The organism is Rhizobium sp. NZLR1b, from assembly GCF_019685155.1.
In the GTDB taxonomy this organism is placed as follows: domain Bacteria; phylum Pseudomonadota; class Alphaproteobacteria; order Rhizobiales; family Rhizobiaceae; genus Rhizobium.
In genome coordinates this window covers 155839-173072 of the sequence record NZ_JABDWC010000002.1, presented here as the reverse complement: position 1 = coordinate 173072, position 17234 = coordinate 155839, and the positions used below count along the sequence as shown (strand labels likewise).

The window sequence follows — 17234 nt, the reverse complement described above, 5'->3', positions numbered from 1 at the left end:
CCGGGCAAAGAGAAAGCGGAGACTTTATTTCGTCTCCGCCTAGTGGTTTCAGCCGTGATCTCGGCCCAACGCTCAGGCCGTGCGGACCGTTGCGGTGCCGACCAGCAGGTCGTGGATGAGACGGCTGCGTTCGGTAAACAGGCCGGCAAGCAGGATGAGCGGCGTCAGCACCGAGTTGAGGATCCAGAACAGCGCCAGATGCACGATTGCCGTCAGGAAATCCATCGGCCGACCGTCGACGCGCACGATGGCGATCCCCATTGCGCGCATGCCGAGCGAGGCCTGGCTCCGCCCGCCGACAGTCAGGCCGAAGTAGATGCCGGCGACGATGACGAAGAGGGCAGGGTAGAGCAGGAAGCCGAGCCCGAGCGTGACGATCGACAGGAAGAACAGCACGATCGCCGCGGGGATGCACAGCAGCAGCACGATCAGATAGTCGAGGATGAAGGCGAAGACACGGCGGCTCAACACGCCGCTATAGGTGCGCCAGTCCTCCGGTGCGGCATAAAGCGGATTGGGGTTGTAGCTCATCTCAATCTCCTGCGGAAAAGCGATGCCGCAGATATGGTATCGGCAGAACCAAATACAACATTTCTGCCGGATTCATCGCCTGCTGAGGATTTTCGCCACCTCGATCGCGAAATAGGTGAGGATACCGTCGCATCCCGCCCGCTTGAACGACAGCAGCGTTTCGAGCATTGCCCGTTCGCCATCGATCCAGCCGTTCATCGCCGCCGCCTTGATCTGGCTGTACTCGCCGGAGACCTGGTAGGCGAAGGTCGGCAGGCCGAAGGCCTCCTTCATCCGCCAGCAGATGTCGAGATAGGGCAGGCCGGGCTTGACCATCAGCATGTCGGCGCCTTCCTCGACGTCCAGGGCCGCATCGCGGATCGCCTCGGTGCCGTTGGCCGGGTCGATATAATAGGTCTTCTTGTCGCCTTTCAGCAGCCCGCCGGTCGAGATCGCCTCGCGATAGGGGCCGTAGAAGGCGGAGGCGAATTTCGTCGCATAGCTCATGATGCCGACGCTCTGGTGGCCGGCCGCATCGAGCGCCATGCGGATCGCACCGATGCGTCCGTCCATCATCTCCGATGGCGCAATGATGTCGGCGCCCGCATCCGCCTGCATCACCGCGGCACGTGCTACCTGATCGACCGTCTCGTCGTTGACGATCTCGCCGTCTCTCAGAATACCGTCATGGCCGTGGCTGGTGAAGGGATCGAGCGCGACGTCGGTGATGACGCCGATATTGGGCACCGCCTTCTTGATCGCCGCCGTCGCCTGATTGATCAGATTGTTGGCTTCGAGGCTGTTCGAGCCGGTCTCGTCGCGCAGTTCCATCTCGATGTTCGGAAAGGTGGCAATCGCGGGAATGCCGAGGCCGGCCGCTTCGCGTGCGGCCTCGACCGCCTTGTCGATGCTCATGCGGTTGACCCCCGGCATGGCCGCGATCGGATCGACGATGCCGGAACCTGGCACGATGAAAATCGGCCAGATCAGGTCGTCGACCGTCAGCCGGTTTTCCTGCACCAGCCGGCGTGTCCAGTCCGACTTGCGGTTGCGCCGCATGCGGCGATGGCCGGTGATGTCGTCGACGAGATGCGTCCTGTCCTGCATGATATCTGCCCCCTGGGCCATTCCATTTATTGGAGCGCTCATTATCATGGCGCCTTGAAAATCCAAACCGGGCGATTGGCCGCGGCGGAAAAACCTGGCGCATAATGCCGAAATCAAAGTCGATTTTTCGGCATTATGCGCGCACTCGATATGATAGAGCGTCGTTTGCGCGTCGACAGACGCGTGGCGCTCTTTAAGAAGATGCAACCCCAAACCGATGTCTGCGCTATGGAAACCGATTCCCCGACGATACCGAAACGCACACTGGCGGATATCCTCTTCATTCTCTTTCTGAGACTGGTTGCCATATCCTGCTTCTGGTTCGGCCTGCAATATTGGGCAATGCTCGTCGGCTATTCGCTGGTCGGCGCCGGCCGCTTCGATCTTTTGAGCCTGCCATGGAAGGTGGCGAGCACCAGCCTCGCCGTACTTTTTCCCGTCGCCTCCCTCGGCCTCTGGCTCACCGTCTCCTGGGGTCCGGTCATCTGGGTGCTGGCTGCCGGCGGGCAAATCCTGATGTATGGCCTGTTGCCGGATATTTTCGGCCCCAACAGGCTGATCATCCTGCTGCATGTCATTGTCGCCGTGGTTTACTGGATTTTCCGCCTGCTGCTCTGGTTGGAAAAGCGCCGCCATCGCCGCCAGGTAAGTGTTGATTTACCCTGAGACAACGTGGGGTTACCGGTAAGGCTCCGTTAAGCCTGCGGTTTAAGTCGAATTTTATATGTATTCGATAGGGTCTCACTCAAGGCGGGAAGAAAACACACCGCCAAACAAACAGTGAGGCAGTCAATATGAACACGAAAATCAAGCCGCAGGCGGTATCGAACTTCCGTGACCAGCAGGATCAGGGCATCCGTGATCTTTACATGGAATCCCTTCATCTTGTTGAACGTCTTCACCGCCGTCTTCTCGACGTCATCAAGGACGAGTTCGACCGTCAGGGTCGCAGCGACGTCAACGCCATCCAGGCGCTGCTCCTTTTCAACATCGGCAATTCCGAGCTGACCGCCGGCGAGCTGCGCTCGCGTGGCTACTATCTCGGCTCCAACGTTTCCTACAACGTCAAGAAGCTGGTCGACCTCGGCTTCATCAACCACCAGCGCTCGCGCATCGACCGTCGCTCGGTCCGCATCAGCCTGACCGAAACCGGCCAGGACATCGCCGAAACGGTCGGCAAGCTCTACGAACGCCACATCACCTCGATCGACAAGGTCGGCGGCATCGGCACCGACGAATTCACCCAGATGAACAAGCTGCTCCAGCGTCTGGACCGCTTCTGGAACGACAGCATCATGTATCGCCTCTAAGACCCTTGACCTCCTTCAGGGTTGCAGAAAACCGGACGTGTCCCTGCGCGTCCGGTTTTGCCGTTTGCTGTCGAGTGGCATCTTTGCAACGCAAAGGCGGGCAAGCATTATCGCGGTATTCAAGCCGTCTTTTAGCCGTTATTAACCGGCACGGTTTAGCGCGTCATGGTTCGTTGTGTCGTATTTCCGGTAGCCGGGTCATCCGTCTTTCGGCCCGATAACACGAATTGGCCATATTGGTGTGGCAGCGGAAGGCTTAACAACCGGCGCTTTCAATGGACCGATCAGGACGCTCAGGCTGTCGCATCGCAATCTTGTGATGGGGCAAGCGGAAAGTTTTGATGTGCCGGGACAACAAATGCACGGAGATCTGCGTTAAAGCGCAGTGATATCTCAAAGAGCCGCGGCTTCTCTTTATCGCCGCATTCAGTGGTTGGGACTATGTCGAAGAAAAACGGAATTGAAGCTCTCTCGCGCCGCGCTTTCCTTGCGTCCGCGGCAACAGTTGGCGCCAGCGCGATTGCCGCACCGGCCTTCGCGCAATCGGCGCTCGATACGCTGATCAATGCACCGCGCCGCGGCAACTGGGACGACCAGTTTGACGCCAAGGCGGCTTCGCGTACGGCAAGCGCCGTCGTTTCCAATACCCCGATCCTTGGGCCCCAATCGGTCGCCAGCGCCCAGCAGGCGATCACGCAGTATCAGCAGATCGCGGCTGCCGGCGGCTGGCCTGAAGTCAATCCCGGCGACCAGCGCCTGCTGCTCGGCGTCAGCCATCCCGCAGTCCAGGCGCTACGCCAGCGTCTGGCGATAACCGGCGACTTGCCGCGCGAGGCCGGAATGTCGAGCGCCTTCGATTCCTACGTCGACGGCGCCGTCAAGCGCTTTCAGGCACGCCACGGCCTGCCGTCCGACGGTGTCCTCGGCGAATTCACGCTGAAGGCGCTGAACATCCCGGCCGACGTTCGCCTGCAGCAGCTGAACACCAATATCATCCGCCTGCAGACGTTTCCCGAGGACCTCGGCCGCCGCCACGTGATGGTCAACATTCCGGCTGCCTATGTCGAGGCCGTTGAAGACGGCAGTGTCGCAACGCGCCACACCGCGGTTGTCGGCCGCTTGAGCCGCCCGACTCATCTCGTCAACTCGAAGATCTACGAGGTCATCCTCAATCCTTATTGGACCGCGCCGCGCTCGATTGTCGAGAAGGACATCATGCCGCTGATGCGCAAGGATCCGACCTATCTCGAAAAGAACGCCATCCGCCTGATCGACGGCAAGGGCAATGAAGTCGCCCCCGAGACCGTCGACTGGAACGGCGAGGCGCCGAACCTGATGTTCCGTCAGGACCCCGGCAAGATCAACGCCATGGCGTCGACCAAGATCAACTTCTATAACAAGAACGGCGAGTACATGCATGACACGCCGCAGCAGGGCCTGTTCAACAAGCTGATGCGCTTCGAATCGTCGGGCTGTGTCCGCGTCCAGAACGTGCGCGACCTGACGAACTGGCTGCTGCGAGAGACCCCCGGCTGGAACCGTCAGCAGATGGAGCAGGTGATCGCAACCGGCGTCAACACGCCGATCAAACTCGGCACCGAAGTTCCTGTCTATTTCGTCTACATCTCGGCCTGGGGCATGCCGGACGGCGTCGTCCAGTTCCGCGACGACATCTACCAGATGGACGGCAATGCCGAGCTGGCGCTCGATACGACGGCCGGCATGGAACAGCCGGTCCAGTAGGCGGCGGCCTCTGCATCGCATCTTCAAACCGCGCCTTCCCGGCGCGGTTTTTTATGCCGGGGCGGGCGCTCGGTAACGTGACCGCTCGTCTTCGGCGCGGCGCGGCCGCAAAAGAGCGGAAGCGCGCGGTTTGCTCAGCAAATGTCGTTCTTCGTATTGCCCTTGCCACAGCGGAAGGCTAATACCTCAGCGCATTCCAGTTGAGGAGCCCGCCCATGACCAATGCTTCCACCGAGTCCTTCTTCAACCGCTCGCTTGCGGACGTCGATCCCGAGATTTTCGGTGCGATCGGAAAGGAACTCGGTCGCCAACGGCACGAGATCGAACTGATCGCTTCCGAGAACATCGTCTCCCGCGCCGTGCTGGAAGCTCAGGGCTCCATCATGACCAACAAATATGCCGAGGGTTATCCCGGCAAGCGTTATTACGGCGGCTGCCAGTTCGTCGATATCGCCGAGGAGCTGGCGATCGAACGCGCCAAGACGCTGTTCGGCGTCAATTTCGCCAACGTCCAGCCGAATTCCGGCTCGCAGATGAACCAGGCCGTGTTCCTGGCGCTGCTGCAGCCCGGCGATACGTTTATGGGCCTCGACCTGAATTCGGGCGGCCACCTCACGCATGGTTCGCCGGTCAACATGTCCGGCAAGTGGTTTAACGTCGTCTCCTATGGCGTGCGTGAAGGCGACAACCTGCTCGACATGGATGAAGTCGAGCGCAAGGCCAAGGAAACCAAGCCGAAGCTGATCATTGCCGGTGGCACTGCCTATTCCCGTATCTGGGACTGGAAGCGGTTCCGCGAAATCGCCGACTCGGTCGGCGCTTACCTGATGGTCGACATGGCCCATATTGCCGGCCTCGTTGCTGGCGGCCAGCATCCGTCGCCATTCCCGCATTGCCATGTTGCGACGACGACGACCCACAAGTCGCTGCGCGGCCCGCGCGGCGGTGTCATCCTCACCAATGACGAGGATCTGGCGAAGAAATTCAATTCGGCCGTTTTCCCCGGTCTGCAGGGTGGACCGCTGATGCACATCATTGCCGCCAAGGCCGTCGCCTTCGGCGAGGCGCTGCAGCCTGAGTTCAAGGATTACGCCGCCCAGGTCGTCAAGAACGCCAAGGCTCTTGCCGAATCGCTGATGGCGGGCGGCCTCGACGTCGTCTCCGGCGGCACAGACAACCATCTGATGCTGGTCGACCTGCGCAAGAAGAACGCCACCGGCAAACGCGCTGAGGCAGCTCTCGGCCGCGCTTACGTCACGTGCAACAAGAACGGCATTCCCTTCGATCCGGAAAAGCCCTTCGTCACCTCGGGCGTACGTCTCGGCGCGCCGGCCGGTACGACGCGCGGCTTCAAGGAAGCCGAATTCCGCGAAATCGGCAATCTGATCGTCGAGGTTCTCGACGGCCTGAAAGTCGCCAATTCCGATGAAGGCAATGCCGCCGTCGAAGCCGCCGTGCGTGGTAAGGTGGTCAACCTCACAGACCGCTTTCCAATGTACGACTACATGGGATAAGGAGTAGCGATGCGCTGCCCCTATTGCGGTTCGGAAGATACTCAGGTCAAGGATTCGCGCCCGGCGGAGGACAACACGTCCATCCGCCGGCGGCGTATCTGTCCGGATTGCGGCGGCCGTTTCACCACCTTCGAGCGTGTGCAGCTGCGCGAGCTGATGGTCATCAAGAAGACCGGCCGCAAGGTGCCCTTCGACCGCGACAAGCTGGTGCGCTCCTTCGAAGTTGCGCTGCGCAAACGCCCGGTCGAGCGTGACCGCATCGAGCGCGCCGTTTCCGGCATCGTTCGCCGGCTGGAAAGCTCCGGCGAGACCGAAATCTCCTCCGAGCAGATCGGCTTGCAGGTGCTCGAAGCGATGAAGAGCCTCGATGATGTCGGCTTCGTGCGCTACGCCTCGGTCTATCGGGATTTCTCGCTCGCCGAGGATTTCGAAAAGGTGATTTCCGAAATCAACGCCAAGATCGCCCGCGACCCGCTGGATAGGTGAGCCATGAGCGTCACGCCGCATGACGAGAATTTCATGGCGGCGGCGATTCGCCTGTCGCGCCGGCATCTCGGCCGCACCGCCACCAATCCCTCCGTCGGCTGCCTGATCGTCAGGGACGGCGTCATCGTCGGTCGTGCGGTCACCGCTGTGGGCGGCCGCCCGCATGCCGAGACGCAGGCGCTCGCCGAGGCCGGCGCGCTTGCCCGCGGCGCCACCGCCTATGTGACGCTCGAGCCCTGTTCGCATCACGGCAAGACGCCGCCCTGCGCCGAGGCGCTGATTGCCTATGGCGTTGCCCGCGTCGTGATCAGCGTCACCGATCCCGATCCGCGCGTCTCCGGCCGCGGCATCGCCATACTGGGCAATGCCGGCATCGAGGTGGATTCCGGCGTGCTGGAGGCGGAAGGCCGGCGTTCGCTCGCCGGTTATCTCACCCGCCAGACGAAGAATCGGCCCTATGTGACTCTCAAGCTTGCCGTTTCTGCCGACGGCATGATCGGCCGTCAAGGGGCGGGCCAAGTGGCGATCACCGGCCCAGAAGCCCGCGCTGAGGTGCAGGCGCTGCGCGCCGAAACCGACGCGATCCTCGTCGGCATCGGCACCGCGCTATCAGACGATCCGCTGCTGACGGTGCGGACGCCAGGTCTTGAAGCGCAGTCACCCATCCGCATTGTGCTCGATCCGTCGCTGGCATTGCCGCTGACGAGCAAGCTGGTCACGACGGCGCGGCAAGTGCCGGTGATCTTGGTCGCGAGTGAGGATGTTTCGCCATTGACGGCGGATGCCGAGGGGTTACCCCCCTCTGTCCTGCCGGACATCTCCCCCACAAGGGGAGAGATCGGCAAGGAGCGAGACCCGAATTCCCCGGCTTCTGTTAGCAACGGATCGTCTTCGCCGGATGTGGAGCTGGGAGCGAGCGCCCAGCCAATCTCCCCCCTTGTGGGGGAGATGCCCGGCAGGGCGGAGGGGGGTAACGCACCCGCCGCCGCTACGGACTTGGACTCCCGACGCACCGCACTCGAAGCCGCCGGTGTCGAGATCGTCTACTGCAATCCCTATCGCCCGGAAGTCCTGTTGCCGGCCTTGGCAACACGCGGGATTTCCTCGCTCCTGGTCGAGGGCGGCGCCAAGACCGCGCGGCTTTTCCTCGAGGCGGGCCTCGTCGATCGCATCCAGCTTTACCGGGCGCCTTTCGTCATCGGCGAAGGCGGTATTGAATCGCCGCTTGATGCAACCGACATACCATCGGGTTTTGCCCATACGGGCACGCTGATGTTCGGCGAAGATCACCTGGACGAATACGAAAGAGGGCTTTGATGTTTACCGGAATAGTCACCGATGTCGGCACGGTCGAATCCGTTTCCCCGCTGAAGGAAGGTATCCGGCTGCGGGTCGCGACCGCCTATGACCCGACGACAATCGATATGGGCGCCTCGATCTCGCATGCCGGCATTTGCCTGACCGTCACCGCACTTCCTGACGAAGGCAGCAACGGCCGCTGGTTCGAGGTTGAGGCCTGGGAAGAGGCGTTGCGGCTGACGACGATCGGCACCTGGCGGGAAGGCAGCCGCATCAATCTCGAACGGTCGCTGAAGATCGGCGATGAACTCGGCGGCCACATCGTTTCCGGCCATATCGACGGCAAGGCGGAAATCCTCTCTGTGACATCGGAGGGCGACGCCACACGCTACCGTCTGCGAGCGCCGGAGCATCTGGCCAAATTCGTCGCCCCCAAGGGGTCGATCGCCCTCGACGGCACCTCGCTGACGGTCAATGCGGTCGACGGCACGGATTTCGACGTGCTGCTCATCCGCCACACGCTCGAGGTCACCACCTGGGGCGAGCGTAAGGCCGGCGATTTCGTCAATTTCGAAGTCGACACCATGGCGCGTTACGCCGCCCGGCTGGCTGAATTCCCGAGCGCCTGAATCGAAAACCTGTACCGGTTTCCAGGGCGCGCGCCGGTCAAATAGCTCACCAATCCGGGGACAGCTTCGTCAGATACTGGCCGTAGGCGCTCTTGCCGAGCTTCTCCGCGAGCTTGGCGAGGTCGCCCTGCGAGATGTAACCCATGCGCCAGGCGACTTCCTCGGGGCAGGCGATCTTGAAGCCCTGGCGTTTCTCCAGCGTGCTGACGAAACCTGCGGCATCGTGCAGGCTGTCCGGCGTGCCGGTGTCGAGCCAGGCATAGCCCCGGCCCATCAGCTCCACGAAAAGCTGGCCGCGCTCAAGATAGGTGCGGTTGACATCGGTAATTTCCAATTCGCCGCGCGGTGACGGCTTCAGGTTGGCGGCGATATCGACCACCTGCTGGTCGTAGAAATAGAGGCCGGTCACCGCCCAGTTCGATTTTGGCTCTTTCGGTTTTTCCTCGATCGACAGCGCATTCATCTTTTCGTCAAAGCCGACAACGCCATAGCGTTCCGGATCGGTGACGTGATAGGCGAACACCGTCGCTCCTTCCCGCCGGCTCGTGCCGGACTTCATGATTTCCGGCAGTCCGTGCCCGTAGAAGATGTTATCGCCGAGAACGAGTGCCGAGCTGTCGCCGTGCAAGAAGTCGGCGCCGATGATGAAGGCCTGGGCGAGGCCGTCCGGACTCGGCTGTACGGCATAGGTCAGCGAAATTCCCCATTGCGAGCCGTCGCCGAGAAGGCGCTTGAAGGCTTCGACGTCGTGAGGCGTGGTGATGATCAGCAGCTCCCTGATGCCCGCGAGCATGAGCGTCGTCAGCGGATAGTAGATCATCGGCTTGTCGTAGACCGGCATCAACTGTTTCGAGACCGCCTGCGTGATCGGATGCAGACGCGTGCCTGTGCCGCCGGCGAGAATAATGCCCTTCATGCCCATCTCCTTAAAGACCTTTATTCAAAAGGTCTTGCATGACAATCGTCATAGACTGCTTCCACTCCGGGAGCCGGATTCCATATGTCCTGGCGAGCTTGTCGCCGTTGAGACGTGAATTGGCGGGACGCTTCGCCGGTGTCGGATAGTCCGCCGTTGGGATGCGCTCGACGCCGATGTTTCTGCCGCCGGATTTAGAAAGCTCCGTGAATATCTCTTCGGCGAAATCAGCCCAGCTTGCTTCGCCGCTGCCGGTCAGGTGAAAGGTGCCGCGGAGCGATGGCGCAGGGTCCGCTACGATACGGGTTGCTATCGCAAGAATCGCGTCGGCGATGTCGAGTGCCGAGGTCGGGCATCCCGTCTGATCGGCGACAACACGGAGATGATCGCGCGTCTCGGAAAGTCGCAGCATCGTTTTCAGGAAATTGGTGCCAAAGGGCGAATAGACCCAGGCGGTGCGCAAGATGACGTGGTTCGGGTTCGCCGCCGCGACGGCCGTCTCGCCCGCAAGCTTCGAACGTCCGTAGACGGAGATCGGCGCCGTCGTATCCTCTTCAGAATACGCGGAGGCCTTGTCGCCGCTGAAGACATAGTCGGTCGAAATGTGGATGATCGGGACCCTGATCCGCGCGGCAGCCTCGGCAACCGCCCCGGCGCCCGCCGCGTTGACGGAAAAAGCAAGCTCAGCTTCGCTCTCGGCCTTGTCGACCGCCGTATAGGCGGCGGCCGAGACGATCACATCCGGGCGCAGAGCCGGAAAGGCGGCTGCGATGCTTTCGGGATTCGCGAGGTCCATTTCCGGGCGCCCGACCGCGCTGATTTCGACGCCCGTTTCGGCGCCACGTCTGAGCAGCGACTGAACGACCTGGCCCCGTTTGCCGGTGACGGCGATGCGCATCGCTATCCTTCCTTGAAAACGCCGAGGCGTTCGCCGGAGTAGACGTTTTCGCGCAGCGGCCTCCACCACCATTCGTTTTCCAGGTACCAGTGCACGGTCTTCTCGATGCCGGTTTCGAAGGTCTCTTGCGCTTTCCAGCCGAGTTCGCCTTCGAGTTTCGAGGCATCGATCGCATAGCGTGCGTCGTGTCCGGGGCGATCCGTGACGTTGGTGATCAGACGTGCATGCGGTGCCTTGTCACTGTAGACGCCGTCGAGAATAGCGCAGATGCGATGAACGACATCGATGTTCCTGCGCTCATTGCGGCCGCCCACATTGTATTTTTCGCCGGGGCGCCCTCTGGATGCAATGGTGAAGAGCGCGCGGGCGTGGTCTTCGACATAGAGCCAGTCGCGGACATTTGCGCCGTTGCCGTAAACCGGAAGAGGCTTGCCCTCCAGCGCGTTCAGGATCGTCAGCGGAATGAGCTTTTCCGGGAAATGGAACGGGCCGTAGTTGTTGGAGCAATTGGAGACGACGACGGGCAGGCCGTAGGTGCGGTGCCAGGCGATCGCCAGATGGTCGCTCGCGGCCTTGGAGGCGGAATAGGGCGAGGACGGATCGTAAGGCGTCGTCTCCTCGAACAGGCCCTCATCGCCGAGCGAGCCGTAGACCTCGTCCGTCGAGACGTGCAGAAAGCGGAAGGCACTCTTGCGGCGGGCGTCAAGCCCATCCCAATAGTGCCGTGCGACATCCAGCAGGCTGAATGTGCCGACGATGTTGGTCTGAATGAAATCGGCCGCGCCAGAGATCGAGCGGTCGACATGGCTCTCTGCCGCGAGATGCGTGACGGTATCAGGGCGGAAGGACTCGAATGCTTCCTGCATCCCGGCGCGGTCGCAGATGTCGGCGCGCAGGAATTGATAGTTCGGCGCCGATTCGACGGATGTCAGCGATGCCAGATTGCCGGCATAGGTCAGCGTGTCGACATTCATTACCTCGGCGCCGATCTCGCTGACGAGATGGCGCACCAATGCCGATCCGATGAAGCCCGCTCCGCCCGTGACCAGTATGCGCATCGTCGATCAATCCTGGGGTTGCTGTGCTGAATAGGAAAAATGGCCTGGCAGATCGGCGAGCCGCGGCAGCGTCTTGTCCTTGTCGGACGACACCATGTCTCTCTCATCGAAGGGCCAGCGAATGCCGATCACCGGATCGTTCCACGCGATGCCCCGATCATGCTGCGGGCTGTAGGGTGCGGTTACCTTGTAGCTGATGACGCTGTTCGGCTCGATCGTTGCGAATCCGTGTGCGAAACCGGCCGGTATCCAGAGCTGCTTGCCGGTCTCCGGCGAGAGCTCCTGAGAGAGCCATTTGCCGAAGCTCGGTGATCCCTCGCGAATATCGACGACGACATCCATGATCCGGCCGGCAAGGCAGCGCACCAGCTTGCCCTGTGCGAAGGGCGGGATCTGGAAATGCAGCCCCCGGACGGTGCCGGCCTGCGCCGAAAGCGATTCATTGTCCTGGATGAACGTGACGTCGGCCACATTTTCCCGGAACCAGGCATCCTTGAATACCTCGGAGAAGTAGCCGCGGTGATCGCCGAAGCGTGGCGGCGTAATTGCGACGATGCCCTCGATGGCCGCGGCCTCAATGCGCATGACGTACCTTTTCTGCGGCCTTCATCAGGCGCCAGCCTTCATGACGCTCATCAGCATGTCCGCCTGCGAGCGGCTCCGCATGGCCGCAAGGCCTGTCGCGGCAATGGCATCGCGCTCGTCGGCATCTGCGATCAGCTTGTAGCAGCGCTTGATCATGTCGTCATAGGGCTCAATTGCCAAGCCGCCGATGAAGGGTTGGAGGTCTGGATCGTTGATGTCGCCTTCCGTCAGCACGCAAACGCGATTGGCGAGCAGATAGGAAATGCGGACGATCTCGAAGACGCCGCTCGCATAATGATGGATGTTTATGACGATCTTGGCGCGGGCAATCGCCGCATCGCGTTCCGCACCATAGATGTTGAAGAGATGCGCGACCTTGAGCCCGCCGTCCTTCAGCGTCGTCAGGATATGGTGGCGGCGTTCGTTTATCGAGCCGTAGAAGAGCACTTCGATATCTTTGACGGGGGCGTGCTGTATCTGGCTGAGGCAGCGGCTATAACCGATTTCGAGGACACCGGCGTGATCAATGCCCTTGGCGGCGAGATTTTCCCGGTTGCGCGGGCTGTAGTCGAGAACCGGAAGCGATTTCAGGATCGAGGTGTAGCGCGAATTGATCCAGATGCTTTCTTCGGACACCTGCTCTAGATTGATGACGACGCTGTCCTTCGGCAGATGGCTGACGATTTCGGGGGCGAGAAGATTGCCGCCGTAGATGATCGGCGCACGGCCGGCCAATGCGTCCATGTCGCGGACGATCGGTGCCGAGCCGCCGAGTTCTTCGAAGGCGCCTTGCAAGCCGAGTGCGACTTCATCGAAGGCGTGGCTGTGATTGTAGTTTTCGGGCGTCACGATCCAGATGCAATGACGGTCCTTGTGTGCCTGCCACCCGCCGGCAAAGGGCTGCAATGCGTTGTGGAGCGGCTGCTCGATTTTCGGCGCGGCTGGGATAGCGGGCCTGTCCGTCCGTACCTGCAGCTGCTGCACCGGAGAGGCGCCTGAAGCCTGCGGAGCATGGGCGCGCATCAATTCGCGGTCGCCGATGAATTGGCCGCGCGGCATCCAGCCGGGCGGATCATCAGCCCCCCAAATCAGATGCGGCTGCTTGATGAGCGGCTGGCGGCCTTGCTGCCACGTGGTCAGGAGAGCCTCGTCACGGCTCCGTAGAAAGGCTTCCTTGGCGGCGAAGAGGCCATGCAGCAACCGGCCGAGGCGGACACCGAACTTCCATTCGAAATCGGCAACGGTCGGTACGAAGGCGGCGATCTTCAATCCGGAGGCGATGGCCTGCTGGACATAAAGCCCGAGCAGACGCTCGATCACGAAGGGGCGCATCGTCGCGTTGGCATCGCGTGAATAGTGAGCCGTGCCGGCATAGGCGGTGCCCGCGGCCGTGCCAGCGCACGCCTGGTTTTCCAGCGACTCGAGAATGCGTTCGCAAAAGGCGATATACCCGGACCAGAATTTCCGATTGCCGCAGAAATAGTTGCAGAACATGAAGGCAGTCTTGTCCTGCGGCGGCGCGATCGGATAGCCGAGCTCCTGGATATGCAGAAAGATCGGCTCCATGCCGGGGTGACCGCCAAGCAGCGAATGTTCCCAGACATTGCTGTAGATCGCCGCGTGGCCGATCAGCGGATTGTAAAGATAGGCATCCGCACCCTCTGCCCTGGCCTTTTCCGCCTCGGTGACAAAGGACGGGAAGCTCGTCACCGACTTCATCTCGAATTTGCTGGAGAGCAGCCCCCAGAACACGTCGTCGCCGAGGCCGATCGCCTCGTGATGCTGATGCAGGGTGAGGAAGAGCTCATATTCGCGGGTCGTAGCGTGCGTATTGAACGAGATGTCGAGCGGCATGGCAGCGGCATCGAGCTGACTGCGCTGCGAAGGATCGAGATAAGGCTGATAGATAATCACGGATCCCGTGCCGGCAGCCTTCTCCGTGAGAAGCGCCAGATCAGGAAGACCGGCCGGTAGAGCGGAAATGGGCTGATTGATCGTCAAGGTTTTGTCCTTCGCGAATGGTTACCGTCTGCATAGGCAATCCGCAGAACGGCAATTCGAGCCTGTTTGGTGCCTACTATTTGAGTTGAAGCTTGCGCCACACTGTTCGCAGAACTTTCGCTGATCAGCCTGGAGGGGTGTGGGAACTCGACGATCCGCAGTCAATTTCTCTAGCCAGATTTATTGGCTCAGCCGCTCCTGCTGCCAGTGCCGCAAAGAGTTGCGATGTTACGTTTGGAATTGGGCCGCTCGGTTTATACGCCGCTTTTATAGACCCCATCATTCGATACGGTAGCGATATCCCCGAACAAGGACCCAGGTAGGCTATTGCCATAGAGTTCGGCTATCCGTTTGATGAGAAGATAGCTTCCCAGACGCTCCTGGCAAAATGAGATCGCACGTTTCTGCACGGGATCTTCGGCTTGAAACGGTTGATATCGTTTCGCAAATTCAAAAGACGGCGCGACAAGGCGCACAAAAGTTTCCAGCCACCAGTCCGTCGGATACGTGCCGAGTTCAATGCCTCCTGGAACGAAAGTGCTGGCATTAAAAAAATGCAAAGCTTCGGCTTGCGTTAAACTGTTTGCTTCGATTGAGAGCGCCGTATATCTCATAAAGTCAACAATACTGTGAAAGCGTGCATAGTGTTGAGATATGTTATGGAGATTTAACGGCCGAGGTAGAAAGAAACTTTCTGAAAAAAGCGCCGGATTCTCCGGTCTTGTGATGTCTGCCTCTTCTGACGTCGTTGTATTCATCCCGGGATATTCGGGATTCGGTGTTCCTATTTTTAGTCGCGTTAGAAATTTACGATACTGCCAGATAGTAATGTTACGAGGTTTTACTGATTCTTCCGAAACGACTTTTGCAATGACTATCGTTCCAAGCGATCCCGACAATTTCGCGTGAAGCTCCTCCGGCTCACTGAAAAAATCATAACCGGCAATGACGTCCATACCCTTGTTTTCCAGAGGAAGTTTAGAATTGAGCCATATGATTTTCGAGCCCGCGGGAGGAGGGTAGCTCGGCAAATCCTTATGGCAAACAATGTAAATGGTCATATTTGTAATTAGCCTCTTATGGATGGGGCGTAAGGGGGCGAAGGTATCTGCCTCTGTGGCGACCCTAAAGCGCGTTCCTTGCGCGTAGCCGGTGCGAAGGACCCATTCGGGGATGAAGTCGGGTGCCGCAAGCTGAGGTCGTCGACATCCTTTTGCTTGAGCTTGCTGTTGCCGTTGGCGATATCGGCAAGTGTCAGCAAGCCCACAATGGCGCGCGCTGCGCTGCCCGTTTGGCGGAATTCCCTAACGCGAAAACTGAATGATCTCGCCGTTATACTGCGTGCGCGTAGTCTCGCGAAAACCGAGTTTGGCTGCGACCCTCAACGAGGCCTGGTTTTCCGGGCTGACGATGCAGCTCATCGGTTTTCCCGGGAAATAACTCTCCGCCCAGCCGATCAGGGCGGTCAGCGCCTCGGTGGCATAACCGCGGCCGTGCGCCGAGGGCATCAGAGCCCAGCCGACCTCCATCGTTCCCTCGATCGACGGCGTCATCTCCCGGCGGGATTCCATGAAACCGGCCTCGCCGATGAACCGGCCGCTCGCCTTTTCGATGATTGCAAGGAAGCCGAAGCCCATATGGTGCCACATGCCGGCAAGGCGCAGCATGCGGCTCCAGCTCTGCTCTCGCGTCGACGGTACACCGCTGATGAAGCGGACGACGTCTTCGTCCGCCCATAGCACTGCATGCATCTCGAAATCGGCGAGGCGGTGAGGGCGGAGCGTCAGCCGTTCCGTTTCGAGGGTCGGAATGTCGGTCATATCGGGTCCTTCACGCGCCGGGTTCGCCATCCCAATAGTCGAGATCGCCCTCCGGCCGTCCGATATGGCGGAAGCGCCCGGGGTTGCTATCGTCGCTGTTGGTCTTGGCCCTGTTGGTTTTGGCCAGAAACTTTCCGGAATCGGGATATTCGACGATTTCGGTCTTCGCCACCGTCGAAATGCCGAGATAAACGAGCGGTACAGTGCCGGTATTGATGATCTGGTGCGCCGTCTCCGGCCCACCGGCCGGCGCGCCGAGCACGTCTCCCCCCTTGATCGCATGGCGCTCGTCGCCGAAGCGGTATTCGCCGGCGCCTGCTATCACATAGAAAAGCTCGTCTTCGACGTGGTGATTGTGGAAGGGGCAGCCCGATTTGCCCGGCGGCACTTCGTTGTAGCTGACACCGAGACCGGCCAAGCCGAGAAGCGTGCCGAACGAAGTATCGGCGCTTTCATAGAACTCGCCCTGTTTCCAGTGGTCGAGTTTGAGATCGGCGGTATTGATCACCGCGTTCGGTTCCGTCGCCATGATGTCCTCCTGTTGCAGGGAGAGAAGCCATCATCGCGGCTAATAATTCAATGCTTATTTGGGCCTATCTGGGAAATCCCCGGCATGGGCGGAGAGGAGACCGCCGCCCATGCTTTGAGCGCCGCGCACCGATGGGACACGATGCTCTGAAGCGTCAGCGGACGTAGAAGGTCAAGCTTCCGTCGGCTGCCTGTTCGGCATTGACGATGTTACGGACATCGACGCCTTCATTGTTAAGCCGATGGGCAAGCGACCCGTTGGCGTCGATCGAGGCCTGGATGCCGTGAACGGCCTGGCCGGAACGTTCCGGCGCCGAGCGCGGACCGGTCGTTTCGTCGTCGAGGTTACGCCAGTTATGGACCTGCTCGACGTTGAAATCGTTGCCGTGGAAGCTCCTGAGTGTCTGCTCGATACCCTGGGCAGTGTTCATCCCAAGGCTTTCGGCCCGGCTGACGCCGGCAAATCCGAGGGAGGAGAGGGCGGCGGCGATAGTGATGGTGACAACGCGGTTCATGATAGTATCCTTTTCATCTGCTTTGACGGTCGACTGTCGTTGCAGGGGATCGTCTGCGTCACGACATGGAATTGGCGTTGTCCCTTTCGCGATTCAATGGGTTAAGTCACTGAAAATCCATTAAGAATTGTTCATTAATACGGCCTTTGAATTGCCGTCTTCCAGGCATCCGGAAAAGCTGATTTCAAAGGCTTGCCCGCTGACGCAGCCGTGGCGCGGCTATCCCTTTGCTGATATTTCAATTTTGGCGTTGCGGCATCGGGCGAAAGTGCTTGCCATTCCTGCGAAGGCATGTTTTGACCGCGGCCTGCCGAG

Annotated in this window: 17 protein-coding genes and 1 pseudogene; 7 read left to right on the top strand and 11 right to left on the bottom strand. The window is 60.3% G+C overall.

Translation table 11 applies throughout. The features are described 5' to 3' along the window. Nucleotides 1-72: 72 nt before the first annotated feature. On the bottom strand, nt 73-531 hold the full coding sequence (locus HJB84_RS03090) for an RDD family protein (protein ID WP_207583718.1): 459 nt from the start codon (nt 529-531) through the stop codon (nt 73-75). 72 nt (nt 532-603) lie between these two features. Then, entirely contained in the window at nt 604-1617 is a 1014-nt protein-coding gene (hemB, locus tag HJB84_RS03085) for a porphobilinogen synthase (RefSeq protein WP_207583719.1), read from the bottom strand. Nucleotides 1618-1845: 228 nt separating this feature from the next. Between hemB and HJB84_RS03080 the strand changes: the two genes are divergently transcribed. From HJB84_RS03080 to HJB84_RS03050, 7 genes are all read left to right on the top strand, one after another. Next, nucleotides 1846-2283: a DUF6163 family protein gene (locus HJB84_RS03080; protein WP_207583720.1), complete on the top strand. Its 438-nt coding sequence runs from the start codon at nt 1846-1848 to the stop codon at nt 2281-2283. 128 nt (nt 2284-2411) lie between these two features. Continuing rightward, the gene (gene ldtR, locus HJB84_RS03075; protein ID WP_007626316.1) at nt 2412-2927 is read left to right on the top strand and encodes a transcriptional regulator LdtR; all 516 of its coding nucleotides are present in this window, start codon (nt 2412-2414) and stop codon (nt 2925-2927) included. A 441-nt stretch (nt 2928-3368) separates the two neighbouring features. Continuing rightward, complete coding sequence (locus tag HJB84_RS03070; protein ID WP_221115248.1) at nt 3369-4670, top strand: murein L,D-transpeptidase; 1302 nt, start codon at nt 3369-3371, stop codon at nt 4668-4670. A 215-nt stretch (nt 4671-4885) separates the two neighbouring features. Next, nucleotides 4886-6184: a serine hydroxymethyltransferase gene (gene glyA / locus HJB84_RS03065; RefSeq protein WP_207583722.1), complete on the top strand. Its 1299-nt coding sequence runs from the start codon at nt 4886-4888 to the stop codon at nt 6182-6184. Between the two features lie 9 nt (nt 6185-6193). Beyond that, entirely contained in the window at nt 6194-6670 is a 477-nt protein-coding gene (nrdR, locus tag HJB84_RS03060; protein ID WP_003547190.1) for a transcriptional regulator NrdR, read from the top strand. A gap of 3 nt (nt 6671-6673) precedes the next feature. After that, on the top strand, nt 6674-7987 hold the full coding sequence (gene ribD / locus HJB84_RS03055) for a bifunctional diaminohydroxyphosphoribosylaminopyrimidine deaminase/5-amino-6-(5-phosphoribosylamino)uracil reductase RibD (RefSeq protein ID WP_221115247.1): 1314 nt from the start codon (nt 6674-6676) through the stop codon (nt 7985-7987). Beyond that, nucleotides 7987-8598, top strand: coding sequence for a riboflavin synthase (locus HJB84_RS03050; protein WP_221115246.1), 612 nt, complete (start codon nt 7987-7989; stop codon nt 8596-8598). Before ribD ends, HJB84_RS03050 begins: the two co-directional genes overlap by 1 nt. Nucleotides 8599-8644: 46 nt before the next feature. On the opposite strand, the gene rfbA is transcribed toward HJB84_RS03050, so the two are convergent. The 9 genes and pseudogenes from rfbA to HJB84_RS03005 all read right to left on the bottom strand — a co-directional run bounded on the left by rfbA (nt 8645) and on the right by HJB84_RS03005 (nt 16919). Next, the gene (gene rfbA, locus HJB84_RS03045; RefSeq protein ID WP_207583725.1) at nt 8645-9514 is read right to left on the bottom strand and encodes a glucose-1-phosphate thymidylyltransferase RfbA; all 870 of its coding nucleotides are present in this window, start codon (nt 9512-9514) and stop codon (nt 8645-8647) included. A 10-nt stretch (nt 9515-9524) separates the two neighbouring features. Then, entirely contained in the window at nt 9525-10412 is an 888-nt protein-coding gene (rfbD, locus tag HJB84_RS03040) for a dTDP-4-dehydrorhamnose reductase (RefSeq protein ID WP_207583726.1), read from the bottom strand. 2 nt (nt 10413-10414) lie between these two features. Continuing rightward, nucleotides 10415-11470, bottom strand: coding sequence for a dTDP-glucose 4,6-dehydratase (rfbB, locus tag HJB84_RS03035; RefSeq protein ID WP_221115245.1), 1056 nt, complete (start codon nt 11468-11470; stop codon nt 10415-10417). Nucleotides 11471-11476: 6 nt separating this feature from the next. Beyond that, the gene (gene rfbC / locus HJB84_RS03030) at nt 11477-12055 is read right to left on the bottom strand and encodes a dTDP-4-dehydrorhamnose 3,5-epimerase (protein WP_207583728.1); all 579 of its coding nucleotides are present in this window, start codon (nt 12053-12055) and stop codon (nt 11477-11479) included. Then, nucleotides 12045-14056 (bottom strand): annotated as a pseudogene (locus tag HJB84_RS03025) (glycosyltransferase family 1 protein). Before HJB84_RS03025 ends, rfbC begins: the two are co-directional and overlap by 11 nt. A 254-nt stretch (nt 14057-14310) precedes the next feature. Continuing rightward, complete coding sequence (locus HJB84_RS03020; protein WP_221115243.1) at nt 14311-15117, bottom strand: hypothetical protein; 807 nt, start codon at nt 15115-15117, stop codon at nt 14311-14313. Between the two features lie 243 nt (nt 15118-15360). Beyond that, nucleotides 15361-15876, bottom strand: coding sequence for a GNAT family N-acetyltransferase (locus tag HJB84_RS03015; protein WP_207583731.1), 516 nt, complete (start codon nt 15874-15876; stop codon nt 15361-15363). Between the two features lie 10 nt (nt 15877-15886). Continuing rightward, entirely contained in the window at nt 15887-16405 is a 519-nt protein-coding gene (locus tag HJB84_RS03010) for a cupin domain-containing protein (protein ID WP_207583732.1), read from the bottom strand. A gap of 154 nt (nt 16406-16559) precedes the next feature. Next, a complete protein-coding gene (locus tag HJB84_RS03005; RefSeq protein ID WP_207583733.1) occupies nt 16560-16919 on the bottom strand; it encodes a hypothetical protein in 360 nt (119 codons plus the stop codon). Between the last annotated feature and the right edge of the window lie 315 nt (nt 16920-17234).